The sequence below is a fragment of the Riemerella columbipharyngis genome (genome assembly GCF_900101995.1).
In the GTDB taxonomy this organism is placed as follows: domain Bacteria; phylum Bacteroidota; class Bacteroidia; order Flavobacteriales; family Weeksellaceae; genus Riemerella; species Riemerella columbipharyngis.
This window is the reverse complement of the sequence record NZ_FNAS01000001.1, coordinates 99,598-115,759: the sequence shown is the minus strand read 5'-3', so window position 1 is coordinate 115,759 and position 16,162 is coordinate 99,598. Positions and strand designations below refer to the sequence as shown.

Annotated in this window: 15 protein-coding genes; 8 read left to right on the top strand and 7 right to left on the bottom strand. The window is 36.2% G+C overall.

Going from position 1 to position 16,162, the window contains the following annotated elements; genetic code table 11:
• Positions 1 to 76 precede the first annotated feature (76 nt).
• Positions 77 to 661 carry a ribonuclease HII gene (locus BLS89_RS00475; RefSeq protein ID WP_092735549.1) on the top strand — a complete coding sequence of 195 codons (585 nt, stop codon included), beginning with the start codon at positions 77 to 79 and terminating at the stop codon, positions 659 to 661.
• Positions 662 to 735: 74 nt separating this feature from the next.
• Here the strand turns inward: BLS89_RS00475 and BLS89_RS00470 are convergent, their stop codons facing one another.
• Together BLS89_RS00470 and BLS89_RS00465 are read right to left on the bottom strand one after the other, a co-directional pair.
• Positions 736 to 1,650 carry a TIGR01777 family oxidoreductase gene (locus tag BLS89_RS00470; protein WP_092735548.1) on the bottom strand — a complete coding sequence of 305 codons (915 nt, stop codon included), beginning with the start codon at positions 1,648 to 1,650 and terminating at the stop codon, positions 736 to 738.
• Between the two features lie 165 nt (positions 1,651 to 1,815).
• Complete coding sequence (locus BLS89_RS00465) at positions 1,816 to 2,445, bottom strand: NAD(P)H-dependent oxidoreductase (RefSeq protein WP_092735547.1); 630 nt, start codon at positions 2,443 to 2,445, stop codon at positions 1,816 to 1,818.
• A gap of 265 nt (positions 2,446 to 2,710) precedes the next feature.
• Between BLS89_RS00465 and BLS89_RS00460 the strand changes: the two genes are divergently transcribed.
• The 3 genes from BLS89_RS00460 to BLS89_RS00450 all read left to right on the top strand — a co-directional run bounded on the left by BLS89_RS00460 (position 2,711) and on the right by BLS89_RS00450 (position 6,849).
• Positions 2,711 to 4,783, top strand: a complete 2,073-nt coding sequence (locus BLS89_RS00460; protein ID WP_092735546.1) for an outer membrane beta-barrel protein — start codon at positions 2,711 to 2,713, stop codon at positions 4,781 to 4,783.
• Positions 4,784 to 4,856: 73 nt separating this feature from the next.
• Positions 4,857 to 5,189 (top strand): PadR family transcriptional regulator, encoded by a 333-nt coding sequence (locus BLS89_RS00455; protein ID WP_092735545.1) that lies wholly within the window; start codon positions 4,857 to 4,859, stop codon positions 5,187 to 5,189.
• A 4-nt stretch (positions 5,190 to 5,193) separates the two neighbouring features.
• On the top strand, positions 5,194 to 6,849 hold the full coding sequence (locus BLS89_RS00450; RefSeq protein ID WP_092735544.1) for a PspC domain-containing protein: 1,656 nt from the start codon (positions 5,194 to 5,196) through the stop codon (positions 6,847 to 6,849).
• A 78-nt stretch (positions 6,850 to 6,927) separates the two neighbouring features.
• Here BLS89_RS00450 and BLS89_RS00445 read toward each other — a convergent pair whose 3' ends face one another.
• The gene (locus BLS89_RS00445; RefSeq protein ID WP_143017698.1) at positions 6,928 to 7,437 is read right to left on the bottom strand and encodes a hypothetical protein; all 510 of its coding nucleotides are present in this window, start codon (positions 7,435 to 7,437) and stop codon (positions 6,928 to 6,930) included.
• Between the two features lie 482 nt (positions 7,438 to 7,919).
• Between BLS89_RS00445 and BLS89_RS00440 the strand changes: the two genes are divergently transcribed.
• The 3 genes from BLS89_RS00440 to BLS89_RS00430 are packed head-to-tail and all read left to right on the top strand — an operon-like array spanning position 7,920 to position 9,908.
• Positions 7,920 to 8,492, top strand: coding sequence for a 1-acyl-sn-glycerol-3-phosphate acyltransferase (locus tag BLS89_RS00440; RefSeq protein ID WP_092735542.1), 573 nt, complete (start codon positions 7,920 to 7,922; stop codon positions 8,490 to 8,492).
• 16 nt (positions 8,493 to 8,508) lie between these two features.
• The gene (locus BLS89_RS00435; RefSeq protein ID WP_092735541.1) at positions 8,509 to 8,931 is read left to right on the top strand and encodes a PaaI family thioesterase; all 423 of its coding nucleotides are present in this window, start codon (positions 8,509 to 8,511) and stop codon (positions 8,929 to 8,931) included.
• Positions 8,931 to 9,908, top strand: coding sequence for a chorismate-binding protein (locus tag BLS89_RS00430; RefSeq protein ID WP_092735540.1), 978 nt, complete (start codon positions 8,931 to 8,933; stop codon positions 9,906 to 9,908). Before BLS89_RS00435 ends, BLS89_RS00430 begins: the two co-directional genes overlap by 1 nt.
• Positions 9,909 to 10,408: 500 nt before the next feature.
• On the opposite strand, the gene BLS89_RS00425 is transcribed toward BLS89_RS00430, so the two are convergent.
• From BLS89_RS00425 to BLS89_RS00415, 3 genes are all read right to left on the bottom strand, one after another.
• Positions 10,409 to 11,689 carry an acetyl-CoA hydrolase/transferase family protein gene (locus BLS89_RS00425; protein WP_092735539.1) on the bottom strand — a complete coding sequence of 427 codons (1,281 nt, stop codon included), beginning with the start codon at positions 11,687 to 11,689 and terminating at the stop codon, positions 10,409 to 10,411.
• Between the two features lie 850 nt (positions 11,690 to 12,539).
• Positions 12,540 to 13,190, bottom strand: coding sequence for a protein-L-isoaspartate(D-aspartate) O-methyltransferase (locus BLS89_RS00420; protein ID WP_092735538.1), 651 nt, complete (start codon positions 13,188 to 13,190; stop codon positions 12,540 to 12,542).
• Between the two features lie 36 nt (positions 13,191 to 13,226).
• Positions 13,227 to 14,318: a transporter substrate-binding domain-containing protein gene (locus tag BLS89_RS00415; protein WP_245688728.1), complete on the bottom strand. Its 1,092-nt coding sequence runs from the start codon at positions 14,316 to 14,318 to the stop codon at positions 13,227 to 13,229.
• 321 nt (positions 14,319 to 14,639) lie between these two features.
• Here BLS89_RS00415 and BLS89_RS00410 point away from each other — a divergent pair, with 321 nt between their 5' ends.
• A complete protein-coding gene (locus BLS89_RS00410; RefSeq protein ID WP_092735537.1) occupies positions 14,640 to 15,698 on the top strand; it encodes a class I fructose-bisphosphate aldolase in 1,059 nt (352 codons plus the stop codon).
• A gap of 84 nt (positions 15,699 to 15,782) precedes the next feature.
• On the opposite strand, the gene BLS89_RS00405 is transcribed toward BLS89_RS00410, so the two are convergent.
• Entirely contained in the window at positions 15,783 to 16,145 is a 363-nt protein-coding gene (locus BLS89_RS00405) for a glucosaminidase domain-containing protein (RefSeq protein ID WP_245688726.1), read from the bottom strand.
• Between the last annotated feature and the right edge of the window lie 17 nt (positions 16,146 to 16,162).

Genomic DNA, 16,162 nt, shown 5'->3' with positions numbered 1-16,162 from the left:
ATTTTATACAAAAAAAATTAAAACAACCCATTAAAAATATTGTTTGAATTAAAAATTTAACCTATCTTTGCACATTATGAAATTGATAAAAAATTGGACAAAAAATTATATAGAAGCCGGATGCGACGAAGTAGGCCGCGGATGCTTGTGCGGACCGGTAGTAGCAGCAGCGGTAATTTTAAGGGAAAACTTTGAGCAAAACCTCATCAACGACTCAAAAAAGCTGACCGTCAAAATCCGAAACGAATTAGATACTTATATTAAAGAAAATGCCTTGGAATACGCCATTGCAGAGCTACCTCCGGAATTCATAGACAAGCATAATATTCTAAACGCCAGCATACATGCTATGCACCTCGCCATAGACCAACTAAAAACCCGCCCCGAGCTGATTTTGGTGGACGGCAACCGATTCCACCCCTACCCTTTTATCCCGCATCAATGTATTATAAAAGGGGACTCCAAAGTACTCTCCATAGCTGCGGCTTCTATTTTAGCCAAAAACTACCGAGATCGGCTTATGATAAAACTACACGAAGAATTCCCGCAATATGGCTGGAACAAAAACTTTGGATACGCTACCAAGCAGCATAGAGACGCCTTAAACCAATACGGACCAACAAAATACCACCGACAATCGTTTAGATTAAAATATGATTAAAAAAAAATCAATAAAATAACATTATTTTTAAATAATTACTAACAAAATAGAAAACATTAGAAAAAGTAACTATTTTATGATTTTTCAATAGTCTCTACAACCTCCAAAAGCCTATTAAATCTAAACTTGAAGCCTGTGGATTGTATTTTCTCGCAGGAAATAACTGCGGAAGACAAAATCATTTCCGCCAAATCACCAAAAATAGTCTTCAAAATGAATTTTGGGGTCTTAATTGGTATGCAAAATCGCCCTTTTACCTCTTTTACTTTAACCAAAAACTGCTCCTGAGTAACCACATTGGGGGAAACCGAGTTAAAAATACCCTCTATTTCATTCTCCAAAAGATGAATATACACCCTGCAATGGTCGTCTAAATGAATCCAGCTCATTTTCTGATTTCCATCTCCAGCAATCCCCATTACCCCAAAGTTCATAGACTTTGTCATCTGTGGATAAACTCCTCCGCCTTTACCTAAAACGATACCTGTACGGATGATGCTCAATTTTTTATTCATCTTCTCTATACGCCTTGCAGACTCTTCCCACTCATAGCATAAACGTGCCAAAAAATCCGCAGCGTGAGGCAAATCTTCCGTCAGCTTTTTAGAATTGTCCGGCTGATAGCCATACCAGCCGATAGCAGAAGTACAGACCACCTGCTTTACCTTGTTCTCTACTTTTCTAAGCATTTTTACAATAGTACGATTACTGCTGACCCTGCTATTCATCAGCTCCCTTTTCCGCTCCGGCGTCCATCGTTCATCTGCAATCCCGGCCCCTGCAAGATTAACCACTGCATCGGCAACCAGAAAAGGCTCCACATCGCAGCTAAGCAAAGAGGGAGTCCATTCGTAATAAGTAATTTTATCCGTATTCTTTTTGTTTTCCAAAGACCTCGTAAGCATCAGAATCTCGTGTCCCCGCTCTATCAACATTTCCGTAAGCCGGCTTCCCACAAAACCTGTTCCACCCGCTAAAACAACTTTCATATCATTTTATTTACAAAACATTGTTTAACCAAACCATATTGATTATAAGACCGTTAAACAACATTAAATCTTATACAAAATTACAAATTATTTTGAAATTATCATTCAAAGAAATAAGCAGAAAACACACCTTACCAATTTTTTTTTAACGGATAAAGTTTATTTTTACAAGAACTTAATGAGTTCCCCCTCTGGTTTTCTCACTTTTTTGAAATGTTGAAAAATGTCTCCCTGAGAGCGATACCCCAATGCCAATGTTACAGAAACATTTTCTTTTGCCGTATCCAAATCAATCAATTGAGCTAACGCTTGTGCGTCAAAACCTTCCATAGGACAAGAGTCCACATTTTCCAATGCAGCCGCAAAAATCAAATGCCCCAGTAGGATATAGCTCTGTTTCTCATTCCACGCCGATAAGTTTTCGCCTGAAAGCTTTGACAAATAATAGTCTACCATATTTCGGAACGGCAGCAGACTATCTGCCTCCACTTCCCTCTCCTTTGCAATATGCTCGAAATAACGGTCTACATAATAAGGTTCAATTTCCTTTTTGGTTACGATAAGCAAAAGATGAGAGCAAGTAAGTGCCTGGCGAGGGTTTGCAAACACCGAAGCCATCTCGTTTTTAACAGTATCCGTTTCTACAACGATAAGCCTGTAAGGCTGCAGCCCCAAAGAACTTGCCGAAAGCCTCCCTGCATTGAGAATATTTTGCAAAACAGACTGCGAAACTTTTTTCTCGGAATCAAACTCCTTTACGGAATATCTCTTTTGTAATGCTTCGTTGTAATTCATAGCTCAAATATATAAAGAAGTAACTGGGGATGCAAACAAAAAAACAAATGATTTCTACGCATTTTTTCTATTTGCCCCTATTTTTTTAAGTCAAAAAACTTTTGTTAAAATTTTTAACATTGAAAATCAACAAATTAAAAATAAATATAGTACTTTGTATTGCATAATACTATTTAATTTATATATCTTTGCAATGTAAAATAATCACCAAATCATTTTACATATATATCAAATCAATTTTTACACAACCAAAAGCAAAAAGATTATGAACAAATTTTCAATTTTCAGCCCGGTTCTAATATTTGGCTTGTCCCAAGCACAGACGAGCCAAACCAAGAGCCAAAGTAAAGATTCACTACAAACACAAACGATAAAAACCGTAGTGATGAAAAAACTCCCTGCAATGAATGTCCGCAAAAAAGAGGGAAAATACGAAGTAGTAGTGTCTAATACCAATTTCCAAAAGACACAAAACGCCTGGGAAGGAATGAAACTGGTGCCAATGCTGGATATAAACAAAGACGGCGAAATGTCTATATTCAACAAGGCTGCCATCGTGGAAATCAACGGGATGCAAAGCGAGCTAAGAGGGAAAGACCTCAAAAACTTCCTCGAGTCCCTTGACCCTAAATCCATAAAAAAGTTGGAACTCAATCCCAATCCTAACGCCTCCTACGGCACAGAGGTAAATGCGGTAATCAATATTATTTTAGACCAAAGCAAACAAAACTACCGCCTGGGCATCAATGCCACCGGTGGGAAACACAGAAAGGATTTCTACGGCACAAACAATATCAACTATGCACTAAATGGCAAGAAAACGCAGTTCTATATTTCCTATAATTACGATAATTCCCCCGAGTACAATACCGGAAATATCAAACAAAAGATAGGCAACAAGGATCTGCTCTCCATTGAAAACATTGATGATAATAAAGAGCACAGCCACCAAGCATTCATTGACCTAAATATTTCCCCCTCAGAGAAAGACAATCTGAGCTTTTCGGGAACGCTTAGCTACGACAAGTCTAAAAACAACAACCAAACCTTCAACGACGACTTCCTGAAAACAACCCAAGAAAATACGGTAAGCAAAAAATTACAGCTTTCTCAGAACTGGAAACATATTTTCAATGAAAACACCTCCCTAAAAATAGGGACATATCAGATTTTCAGTAAAAGCGACAGCCACAATTCCGCTACTTCGGCAGGGCAGTTCATCAGCCAAGACATTAAAAATACCACGCCTATCTACATTGGTTACGCAGACTTGAACTTCAAAACAAAATGGGGCCTAAGCTCGGTGGGAAGCAGATATACGAATACGGATGTAACGAATAACAATTATAATTTTGATACCAATTCGCCATTCCATTACAAGGAGCAAGTGGCAGCAGTCTATTTCAATCAGTCTATTCCGCTAGGCAAAGGCAACCTTAACCTGGGGATAAGAAACGAGAGCTCGTTTATTGATTACGATTTTTCGGACCTTGCCACAAAGGAAAGTTACAAGAATAAAAAAAATTATTCCAATCTCCTCTACAATACGGATTACAGCTGGGCGACACAAGGACAAAGAATGTATGCCATATCTTTCCGTAAGCAAATCAGAAGGCCAAACTACGCCTACCTAAATCCGTTTGCGAAAATCCATAATTCTAATACCCTCTTTGCGGGTGACAGCGAAATCAGCCCACAAAAAATATACAGTCTTTCACTAAATACCTTCAAAAAAGGCTGGGGTATCTTCTCCGAATTTCAGTATATGAAAGATATGGCAGGGATTTTCTTCAAAACAGATGGAAAAAATATCATACAGTCTTACCGAAACTTCGACAATGTGTATGTGTACGGTTTAGGCACACAATACAGCCACTCGTTTTTCAATGAATTTTGGACGACAAAAACCACTATAATGGGATCTTATATAAATGTTAAAGACAAAACCTATCAGACTTTAGCAAAATCAAAACCTTTTTTCCAATTCATCTCTTATAATACATTTGACTTTGGCAAGGGACTTCAGTTTAATATTGAATACTACTTACAATCGCCTAATAATATAGGGCTTATGACACAATCTGCTATGCAATCTCTTGGATTAGGTTTAACGAAAAAAATCAACCAAAACCTTTCTATAATATTAAATACCAATGATATACTCCGCACCAAAAAGAAAAACGAAACGCATATCCCGGAAGTGTACTATGCAGACAGTATGCTCTACGATACCCAAAGCTTCGGAATTACCGTACAATGGAATATTACAGGAAAGAACTATAAGAAGATAAACATTAACCAAAATCAACCTTCGGAAGTGAATAGATTAGGAAAGTAGTCTAAATTTTAGACCTAATCATTCTAATTAGAATCAAATTTTATAATATTTTAACCTCATTATAACAAAAGAAATGAACACAGAAAATACAAAAGCCCAAATGAGAAAAGGCATTCTGGAGTTCTGTATTCTAAGCCTCATCAAACAAAGAGAGATGTATGTCTCCGAACTGATGGACGCTCTGAAAAACGGAAAATTAGATGTAGTGGAAGGGACGCTCTATCCGCTGCTTACCAGACTGAAAAATGCCGACCTACTCTCCTACCGCTGGGAAGAATCCACAGCTGGACCACCACGAAAATACTACCAGATTACCGAAAAAGGAAAAGTTTTCCTCACCGAACTGGAAGCCACTTGGCAACAACTTATAGACTCTGTAAACCAAATTACCCAATATAAACCTTAATACCATGAACAAGACACTATCAATAGCATTAGCCGGTTTTTCATTTGTTATAGATGAACACGCCTACATAAAACTAAGTGAATATCTCTCTGCCCTAAGAAATAATATGGAAAAAGAAGAGGCAGACGAGGTGATGCACGATATAGAAATAAGAGTAGTAGAAATACTGAAAGAATCTTTAGGGAAACGCGAAGTCGTAAGCAATGAAGATGTGGAAAAAGTAATCTCCCTCATCGGTACACCGGAAGAGATAGAAGGACAAGAGGAAACCTACTATGCAGACAATACAAAAAAGCCTAAGATGAAAAAGCAACTATTCCGAGACCCTACAAACAAAAAAATCGCAGGGGTATGCTCCGGATTGGCAAATTATTTCAATATGGATGTTACCCTAATGCGTGGAATATGGGCTGCCCTAGCCATTATCTATATTTTCTTCAAATACGCACCTTCTCTACCGTTTATAACTATGGTATACCTTATTCTTTGGGCAATCTTACCAAAAGCACAAACCGCTTCCGACTTCCTTAAAATGAAAGGCGAACCTGCCAATTTTGACAATATAAAAACAGCTTCTATGGCGATGGAAAAACTTCCTCTAAAGTCTGAATCCGAGCCTCTCACTATTCTAAGGTACATCCTTGGAGGAATGGTGGCAATAGTAGCAGTAGGCTTTCTATTTGCAACTTTATGCTCCGTAGGATTTACGAGCATACTACATTTTACAAAATTATCTTTTTATTACAATGATTACCTGTATCTTATAGATTTATTTTTATTCTTTACCCTTGCCATTCCTACATTTGGTTTGTCTTTATTGAGTATCAAACTTTTATCACCTAAAACCTCTTTTAAAAATACTAAATATATATTCTTTATACTCATTGGTTTATGGATTATTACCGGTCTAGTATTAAGTACTTTAATAATAAAAGGGAGCAAAGTATATAGCGGCAAAAAGCAAGATACAGAGAATATAGCGATTAACACCCCTTCGGATACCCTTTTTGTAGGAATTAATAAAATACACATTCCCGAATCTGCCGAAGATTATGATAATATTTTCACAGACAAAAAAACGGTTTACGACGGCGATAATCCCGATGTAGAGGTCTCAAGAAAGGATATAAAAATACCTTATCTGGAAATCACCAGAATTGCCGAAGGCTATAACCTTCCATTAAAGTCAAAAATTCTGGTAAAAATAGAAGGGAATAATATAGAACTGCCTAACTATATACTCTTTCCTTATTCCGAAAAAATGAGAAAATACAGAGTAAAATACACTATAGTAGTTCCAAAAGATATGGTGGTAATCAACGAGGATACAGACAACATTAGCCTAAATGACGACTCGCCTTACGCCTCAAAAACCAAAAACGGAGACGATGACGATGATGACGACAATGATGATGACCAAGCGGATAGCACCCAAGTAAACAGAACGGTCTCTATGAATATCACCAGGAATGGAAATAAAATCTCTATCCAAAGCATCAATGGGAAGGATAAAGTTACCATCAATGGAAAAACTTACAGCGGTAAAGAAGCCAAAAAGAAAATGGACAGCTTAAATATAGATACAGATTCTGATGATATGAATATCAACTTTAATGTACCTGGCTTTAATTTCAATATCAATACCCCAAAGACAAAGTAGTTAAATTATTTCTTTCTTCATCAATAAAAAAGGAGGCTTCAAAAACCTCCTTTTTGCATATTTTTAAGCGATGAGAATTTATTTCTTGCTTTTAATAAAGACATAAGAAAATACTAATCCTAAATCAGGATAAAAAGACGAACTTTTGTTATTAAAATCAATCATATAACCTGGTCCAATATAAATATTGAATAAAAAATTAGAGTCTAAATTTCTCTGCAATCCCCATACTCCTGCTAAGCTTAAAGTATTACTATACTTCCGATCATCACGCCTACTAAAAAAAGAATCAAGATCTCGCCCAGCACCAGGATAAGGTTTGAAATTATATCTTGCTTTAATCCCAAAATATGATGCACTATTTAAAGCTATATCTCGCCCCAGCTCTTGGCGTTTGGTAAAACTGTATAGATAACGAGCTTCTGAAGACAGAAATAAAGATTGGGCGAGATAAGCCGGCAGATATTTACCATTTTCTATGGTAGCACTAGGCCCCGTACCAAATTTAGAATCTAAAATCCAAGAACCTTGTATTGGCGTTTGATAATCAACGGATAAAAGAGTTAATCCCAAAGAGACTTTTCCCATCGATTGTAGAGGTAATTTCTGCTGTGCCCAACCGAAAACACTCGCAAGCACAAACAAAGCCGCTGCAAAGCGTTTGCTTAATAAAAATCTATTATTTTATTTATTTTAACATCAGGCAATAATACACATTTACAGACAAACATACAAATGACAAAAATCAGATTTCAACACAATTTAACCAATTACATTCTAATAAATTTAACCTATTTTCTATCTAACCAACAGTTAAAATTTTATATTTATTTTAACATTATGCTGTATTGTGCAATTACAATTAATTCGTAAATTAGCCGTGTATAAAAACAAAAAAAATTATGGTACAAATTGTTTTGGATATCGTAGTAAAAGTGATGGATATTCTGTCTCACTTTATGCATTCTTAGACTTATAGATTTTCTATAAATACAAGAATCATTAGCTTTATGGGTAGCCTCTGTCAAACATAGGGTTACTTGTTTTTTATATTATCAACTTAATCTAAAATGAAAAAAATCATAGGGAAACTCATCCTTAAACTATTAGGATGGAAAGTCATATTAGACGGCAATGCCAACAATTTGAACCGTTGCATATTGGTGGTTGCTCCGCATACGCACAATTTGGAATATCTTTTGGGAAATTTAACTTACTGGTCGTTAGGAAAATCTCTTAAAATCATCATCAAAGATGCTCACACCAAAGCTTGGTATGGAGGAATAGTAAAAGGATTGGGCGGAATAGGTATTGACCGAAGCCAGAAAAACGACTTGGTAAATTTCGTGGCAAATCTATTCGAAAAAGAGGATTTCAGTTTGGTTATCACACCCGAAGGTACAAGAAGCTATGTACAAAAATGGCGTAAAGGATTCTATCATATGGCACTAAAAGCAAGAGTTCCTATTGTCCTTGCCACCGGCGATTTCAAAAGAAAAATATCATACATTGGAAAAAAAATAAGCGTAGAAGAGCTTGAAACGAAATCTTATGAAGATATTCTAAAAACAATTTCCGATTACTATATAGAGAAAGACATACACCCAAAAGTACCGGAAAACTGGAATCCAAACATACAATAAGTAAAACGCATAAGTAATGAACGAAGATCGAAAAGAAGAAATCCTCCATTTCCTAAATAATTGGAGCGAAGAACATTTAGCGAAAAACTTAGGCATCATTTTCACTGATGTTACCGAAGATTCCCTTACTGCAACTATGCCCGTAAACAAAGGAGTACACCAGCCTTTTGGTATTATGCACGGTGGTGCGAGTTGTGTCTTAGCCGAAACCTTAGGTTCGTGCCTCTCCAATGTAAGCATAGACCAAAAAAAATACTATGCAGTAGGGACGAATATCACCTCCAACCACCTAAGAAGCAAAAGAAACGGAATGGTAACCGGTGTGGCACAATTCCTCCGAAAAGGGAGAACCGTACATGTCTCCACTATAGAAATCCGTGACGAGAACGATCAGCTCATCAACCACACCACAATGACTAATAACATTATCAAAAAATAATGAATTACACACTTTTCAGATTACCCAACAATACAGAAGTCTATAAAATAGAACACAACCAAGGATATAATACTGTAGATTTTTTTGATTTCGATGGTGCGAAATGTTTCGACTTTTCAGGGGAAGCGGTAGAAGTGCCCAAGCACCGTCTTTCGGAGCTTAATCTAACTTCCCAATCCCTTGAAGCCAATAAAGATTCTGATGAAAATATTTCCAGAAAAGATTACGAAGATACGGTACAAAAAATTATCGATTTCGTAAAAGAAAACAACTTGAAAAAAATGGTTTATGCCCGAAAGAAAACAATTTCTTTCCAAGATAAATATTTAGATTTGAAAAATACTTTTATACAGCTTTGCGAAAAGTATCCGTCTGCCTTTGTGTATCTTCTGATTCAAAATGGGAAATGCTGGATAGGGGCGACACCGGAACTGTTAGGAAAATACAACACCATCACGGAAACATTTTCTACAATGAGTCTTGCAGGGACTCTGTCCATCGGAGAAGAATGGACGGATAAAGAAATAGAGGAGCAAAAACCGGTTACGGAATACATCAAAAATATTCTTTCGGAATTCAGCAGCAGAGTCGGAGTATCCGATACTTACACCGTAGAAAGCGGAAATATACAGCACCTCCGCAATGACTTTGAAATCAATACCAAAGCCGAGAATGTAGAGAAAATCATCTATGCCCTACACCCTACCCCAGCAGTATGCGGATATCCAAAAGAATTTTGCAGAGAGAATATCAAAAAATTTGAACTATTCGATAGGGCTTTATACTCGGGATATATTCGGGTAAAATCAGAGGATAATTTTTTTTATTTTGTAAATCTTCGTTGTGCCGAAATTTTTGAGAACTCCATTTCTCTATATGTAGGCGGAGGCATCACTGCCCAAAGCATTCCCGAAAAAGAATGGCAAGAAACGGAACTCAAATCCGAAGTCATTACCGATAGTTTAAAATGGCTGTAAAGGGTACATCCGACCAACCAATGCAACATATTGATAAAAGAGGTCTTTCGGAATTCTAAAATTTAAGTTTTTTCCTTGGTCTTCAGTTATTTTATATTGAACTTATTTGATATATTCATTATCAATAGTACTAAATTCTGATGATTTCGGAATGTTTTGTCTGACTCATTTATTGCTGTATTCATTCAATTCCCTTTCCCATAAATTATACGGATGTATAAAATAAAATTTAGCCTGCAACTTTTTTTTGTAATCTTTTGACGATAGGCAAACTCAGCTTCCAAATAAGCATTTAATGCCTACTTTGTACTAAAGTTAACGGACTCATTTTATTTTTGTTTGGAAAACAAAGACTTCAGGATTCAGAAGAGAAAAACTTTTTTGTTTTTCTCTTCTTTTTTTTAAGAGAATCCTCCTTAATAGAAATAAAAATCCTATCCCATTTGTTGCTTTTTATATTTGAACTTAGGAACTTTCTTTTAAATTAATTAAAGTATATTTTACAATAGTGAACCGAATCTTTCGAAGGCTGCTCTTTCCAATTGTTCTCTATCATCGGGATGAGCGATATTTATAAGTGCTTTTGTTCTCTGTTTAAAGCTTTTCCCATAAAGGTAAGCTGTACCATATTCTGTTACAACATAGTGGATATGTCCTCTTGTGGTAACCACGCCCGCACCTTCTTTCAAGCAAGGTACAATTCTAGAAACTCCTTTCTTAGTTCTCGCAGAGATGGCGATAATAGGTTTTCCGCCTTCGCTCAATGCGGCACCTCTCATAAAATCCATTTGTCCGCCTATCCCGCTGTATTGATAAGTTCCAATGGAATCTGCACAAACCTGCCCTGTAAAATCAATTTCTATTGCAGAGTTGATAGCCGTTAATTTATGGTTTTTCATAATATTGATAGGGAAATTAACGTATTCCACATCCATAAATTCTATGGAAGGATTGTTATCTACGAAATCATAGAGTTTTTTAGTTCCGAAACAGAAGCTGGTAACGGTTCGGTTATTATGAGTTCCTTTATATTTATTGGTAATAATGTCGTTTTTAATAAGTTCCACTGCACCATCGGAGAGCATTTCTGTATGGATACCGAGGTCTTTATGGTTTTTAAGGCATTGGAGTACTGCATCGGGGATTGTTCCGATTCCCATTTGCAGGGTAGAGCGGTCGTCAATAAGCTCTGCAATGTTTTTCCCGATTTGTCTTTCAATGTCGGTTACTTTAGAGGCGTAGTCTATGGTCAATAATTCTTCTTCGTGCCACACCATTTTTGCAATGCGGTTTACATGGATTAAGCCGTCACCGTGTGTTTTCGGCATTTTAGGATTGACCTGGGCAATGATGATTTTGGCAGAATCTACCGCACTTCGAGCTACATCTATGGAGGTTCCCAGAGTGCAGTATCCGTGTTTGTCGGGAGGAGACACCGTAACGATAGCTACATCCAGCGGAAGTATTTTGCTTTTGAACAATCGCGGTATTTCACTGAGAAAAATAGGGACATAATCTCCGTTTCCTCCATTTACTGCATTTCTTACCGGAGTAGATACAAAAAGAGAGTTAATGTGGAAGCTGTCTGCGTACTGTGGTTTGGCACATTCTACATTACCTTGTACGGTAATGGATACTAATTCTACATTTTTTAATCGGTTTGCTTGTCTGGCAAGTTCATCTACCAAAAAATTCGGAGTACAAGCACTTCCATGCAGGAAAATCTTATCTCCACTTTTTATTACTGAGATGGCCTCTTCGGCTGAAACATATCTGTGCATATTGTCTTATTAGTTTAATTAGATGAGGTTTGTTTATGATTATTGATATTTACTTTTAATTTGCCCAAAGATAGTAAAAAAAAACGATATGGAAACATTCCTTGAGATAATTTGAAGAGAGAATAATTATTCTTATCAACAAAAAATAGATATTGTGTCGTCCAATGTTTTTTAACTTAGGATTTTGAAAGGTTTTAACGATAATGAGAAAGCAGAGCTGAGTAGCAAATCAATTGTCAATATTGTTATGCCATGTATAGTAAATTAGCCAATAAAATATTACAGTAATAAATACACATAAACAATAAATTTGTTTTAAGTGAAGATAATATCAACAAAAACACTCTATAGCTTTGAGACATTTACAAATATAATTTTATTGTCACTAAAAGAGATTCCTAAGTTCAAATATAAAAGCGATATATGAGATAAAAAGATTTATTTCTATTAAAAGGATTTTTTTAAGGTAAAAATGCGTAAATACGGACACAAACCGTGATAGATATACTGCTGCCCTATAAAGACTCGGTAAAGTCCATTACCAGTGATAATAGTGTTGAGTTTACCCATCATCAAAAGGTTGCAAAAAAAATTGCAGGCTAAATTTTATTTTGTACATCCGTATAATTTATGGGAAAGGGAATTGAATGAATATAGCAATAAATGAGTCAAACAATACATTTCGAAATCATCAGAATTTAGTACTATTGATAATGAATATATCAAAGAAGTTTAACATAAAACCAACTGAAGACCAAGGAAAAACTTAAATTTTAGAACTTCGAAAGGCCTCTTTTATCTATTTGAATGTGCCGTATCCTAAAAAGCAGGATATTTTTTTATAAAAAATCTACTTGTTTATATTACCGAGCATCGGTACAAATTTATACAAACCAAATTGCTCTTTTTCAAATTCTGTAGGCGAAATTTTAGTAAACCTATAAAGCACCTGTTCTTCCTCTACTCCTAAGGGAATTACCATTTTACCACCTACTCTAAGCTGTCGTAAAAGTGCCATAGGAAGTTCCCCTGCTCCACAGGTTACTATGATTTTATCAAAAGGAGCAAAGAAAGGAAGTCCCTCAAATCCATCTCCAAAAGCCTGATGAATAGGGCTAATATTCATTTTCTTAAACATTTGTTTAGAAAAATCATACAATCCTTTCTGTCTTTCTATTGTATAGACCAACGCCCCCATAGCAATAAGTACGGCCGTCTGATAGCCGCTTCCGGTACCTATCTCAAGTATCTTGTCGCTTCGTTCTATCTCCAGAAGCTCCGTCTGCTCTGCCACAGTAGAGGGGTGAGATATTGTTTGTCCTGCTGCAATGGGAAACGCTCTGTCTTCATAAGCGTAATCCAAAAATACACTTTCCATAAAAAAATGTCTCGGTACGGTATCTATAGCAGCCAAAACCCGTTCATCTTTTATTCCTATTTTTTCTTTGAGGTATTTGACCAATATCCTCCTCTTGCCTTTATGTAAAAAAGAATCCTGCATTGCACAAAAATAAGAAGAATAATCTTTATAGAGAATTTACTTTGCTTGATAATCTTTTATCAGTTTAAGCCAACGCAAATCTTTCAGAGTACTGACAAGAACCGGATTAACCTCATTTCTTAGTTTTGAATTTTTAGGGAAACAATAACTGAAATAATCTTTTCTAAGAATATGCGGAAGAATCTCTATGTCGTCTCTTTTGTCCAAACTATCAATTTGATAGTAAAGGAGAGGCTCATCATACACAAAAATTTGTTCCCTGTCTTTATCAATATCATTGACACCTTGTGCTAAAGAGTTTACAGCCTTATAATGTATATGATAATAATCTAAAAACTCTCCTGTACTTGAATTTTTGACTGTCTCCACCTTAAAACGGCTGAGATCGTCTATAGAGGAAATACCCTCATTAAGGTTTTGAACAGTAAGTGCGGAGGCAATCCCTGCCGTTAAACTCGAAATACTGATCACCGCTATAAACATCCAAACAATACCTATAAGCCTTCCCATAGTTGTTTTGGGTGTTTTATCTCCATAGCCTACGGTAGTCATCGTTACAGCACTCCACCAGAAGCCTTCTCCTATCCCATTCCATCTGCCCACTCCAAACTGTTCTTTATTTTTTTTGCGTTCAAAAATCCAAATAAGAAAACCGAAAATAAAAATAATAGTAGCCAATGCTCCTACAGCCGAAATAAAACTCCAAGTCATCAGATTTTTCAGTATAGTAACAACGATAAACCCCTTCTTTCTTGCCATCACCGTATTTGAAATAAAATATGGCTGGGTAAAACTAAAATGCCTTGCTCTATTTTCCGTTACAGTAATAGGATTGATACTAAAATCCACTTCTCCTCGTCTCACTGCTGATAACAAGGAATTAACATCTTTATATTCTTTAAATTTGTAATTCCAATCCAATGACTTATTTACCAGCTCCCAAGAGTCGATGCTAAGCCCCGAAAAATTACTTCCTTTTTTTTCAACAAAAGGAGGAGCCACTTTCACACCTATTACCACCGTTTTGGCATCTCTGCTACGGGCATTAAACGAATTAAAAAACAGGAAAAATCCCATTCCAAGCAAATATAAAAACACTTTTGAAAAACATTTTTTAGGTCTAAACATAAGCCTACTTTTAACCTCGTAAAATTACAAAAACCAATAGTCTTATACAATAAATATCCCACACTTATCTTCAAAACATACCCAAGAAAAAACTTGTATAGCTAAAATCTATTTTCAACTTTGTAGAAACGGAAAAAATAGGATTTCATATTCGATTTTTGTATTTAGACCGTATATTTGGGAGAAATAAAATTCTGTTTTTGCCACGCATCCCTCTCTAAATACTCTTAGAATAAAGTATTTATAATATTTTGCTCATTCTGATGATAATGATTATATTTGTACAACATACAAAAGAATTAACAAATAAATTAAATAATTATGGCTGACAGCAAAATTATCGAGTTATTAGGTTCTGATGCAGAGATGCTTTTGAACCACAAGTGTTCAACTATTGACAAGTCAATGATACACGCACCGTCTCCTAATCATGTGGATGAGGTATGGGCATTGTCTAATCGCAATCCTCAAGTTCTTAGAAGCCTCCAGCAGATATTAGGGCACGGAAGACTGGGAAATACAGGATATGTATCCATATTACCGGTAGACCAAGGAATTGAGCATAGCGGAGGTGCTTCTTTTGCACCAAATCCTATTTATTTTGACCCTGAAAACATCGTAAAATTAGCGATAGAAGGAGGGTGTAATGCGGTAGCTTCTACTTTTGGAGTACTCGGAGCAGTAGCTCGTAAGTATGCCCATAAAATTCCTTTTGTAGTCAAAATCAATCATAATGAATTACTATCTTATCCTGAATCTTATGACCAAATTATGTTTGGAACCATAAAAGAAGCTTGGGAAATGGGAGCTGTAGCGGTAGGAGCTACAATTTATTTCGGTTCCCCTGAGAGCAACAAACAGATAGTAGAAGTGGCTAAAGCTTTTGAATATGCACATTCACTGGGTATGGCTACTATCCTTTGGTGCTATCTTAGAAATAGTGCTTTCAAGGTAGATGGTGTAGATTACCACGCTTCATCTGATTTGACAGGACAAGCAAACCATCTGGGGGTAACCATCCAAGCAGACATCATTAAACAAAAACTACCTACTAACAACGGTGGATACAATGCTGTGAAAGTAGGAAAAACCAACAAATTGGTTTACGAAAAACTTACAACCGACAATCCGATCGACTTGGCTCGTTACCAAGTAGCCAACTGCTATATGGGAAGAGCAGGCTTAATCAATTCCGGAGGAGAATCCAAAGGTGCCACAGACTTAGCCGACGCTGTGAGAACAGCAGTAATCAACAAGCGTGCCGGTGGTATGGGACTTATCTCTGGGCGTAAAGCCTTCCAAAAAGATATGAAAGTAGGCGTAGAATTGCTCAATGCTATCCAAGATGTTTATTTAGACGACAGCATTACAATAGCTTAATCTCTTTATATGCTTTTTTTTAACACAAAACAGCCACTTTGATAATTTCAAGAGTGGCTGTTCTTTTCTATCACAACATTACCTTTAATCTAATCGACTTAGGTTGAACTTTTTATTTACAAAAGTAACTCTTCTTATCCATTCTTTAGGTACCGTGGTATAGCCGGCTTCGGCGATGGCATGTACCCATTCCGAAAAGTTCTTTTTGCCTTTCAGTCTTGCATAATATTTTTTCCTTGAAAGAAGTTTACAAAAGGCTTCATAACTAGCTCTCACAGATTTGAAACTTCTATATCTGGATCTATTTACCGTATTTTTTCCTACTATACCAAAATGATTTTTTAGAATTTTAGCATTTTTACTCGTCCCAGCACCAGATTCTACAAAAGCAACTGCCAATATCACAGAACTAGGTATCCCATATTTAATAGACAATTCATTAGCCATATCCTTATTTTTATCAA

Excerpts from the sequence above, each read along its gene's own strand:
- BLS89_RS00405 (WP_245688726.1), bottom strand. The coding sequence starts at position 16,145 with ATGGCTAATGAATTGTCTATTAAATATGGGATACCTAGTTCTGTGATA.
- BLS89_RS00460 (WP_092735546.1), top strand. The coding sequence starts at position 2,711 with ATGAACAAATTTTCAATTTTCAGCCCGGTTCTAATATTTGGCTTGTCC.
- BLS89_RS00425 (WP_092735539.1), bottom strand. The coding sequence starts at position 11,689 with ATGCACAGATATGTTTCAGCCGAAGAGGCCATCTCAGTAATAAAAAGT.
- BLS89_RS00435 (WP_092735541.1), top strand. The coding sequence starts at position 8,509 with ATGAACGAAGATCGAAAAGAAGAAATCCTCCATTTCCTAAATAATTGG.
- BLS89_RS00410 (WP_092735537.1), top strand. The coding sequence starts at position 14,640 with ATGGCTGACAGCAAAATTATCGAGTTATTAGGTTCTGATGCAGAGATG.
- BLS89_RS00420 (WP_092735538.1), bottom strand. The coding sequence starts at position 13,190 with ATGCAGGATTCTTTTTTACATAAAGGCAAGAGGAGGATATTGGTCAAA.
- BLS89_RS00465 (WP_092735547.1), bottom strand. The coding sequence starts at position 2,445 with ATGAATTACAACGAAGCATTACAAAAGAGATATTCCGTAAAGGAGTTT.
- BLS89_RS00440 (WP_092735542.1), top strand. The coding sequence starts at position 7,920 with ATGAAAAAAATCATAGGGAAACTCATCCTTAAACTATTAGGATGGAAA.
- BLS89_RS00430 (WP_092735540.1), top strand. The coding sequence starts at position 8,931 with ATGAATTACACACTTTTCAGATTACCCAACAATACAGAAGTCTATAAA.
- BLS89_RS00445 (WP_143017698.1), bottom strand. The coding sequence starts at position 7,437 with ATGGGAAAAGTCTCTTTGGGATTAACTCTTTTATCCGTTGATTATCAA.
- BLS89_RS00470 (WP_092735548.1), bottom strand. The coding sequence starts at position 1,650 with ATGAAAGTTGTTTTAGCGGGTGGAACAGGTTTTGTGGGAAGCCGGCTT.
- BLS89_RS00475 (WP_092735549.1), top strand. The coding sequence starts at position 77 with ATGAAATTGATAAAAAATTGGACAAAAAATTATATAGAAGCCGGATGC.
- BLS89_RS00415 (WP_245688728.1), bottom strand. The coding sequence starts at position 14,318 with ATGTTTAGACCTAAAAAATGTTTTTCAAAAGTGTTTTTATATTTGCTT.
- BLS89_RS00455 (WP_092735545.1), top strand. The coding sequence starts at position 4,857 with ATGAACACAGAAAATACAAAAGCCCAAATGAGAAAAGGCATTCTGGAG.
- BLS89_RS00450 (WP_092735544.1), top strand. The coding sequence starts at position 5,194 with ATGAACAAGACACTATCAATAGCATTAGCCGGTTTTTCATTTGTTATA.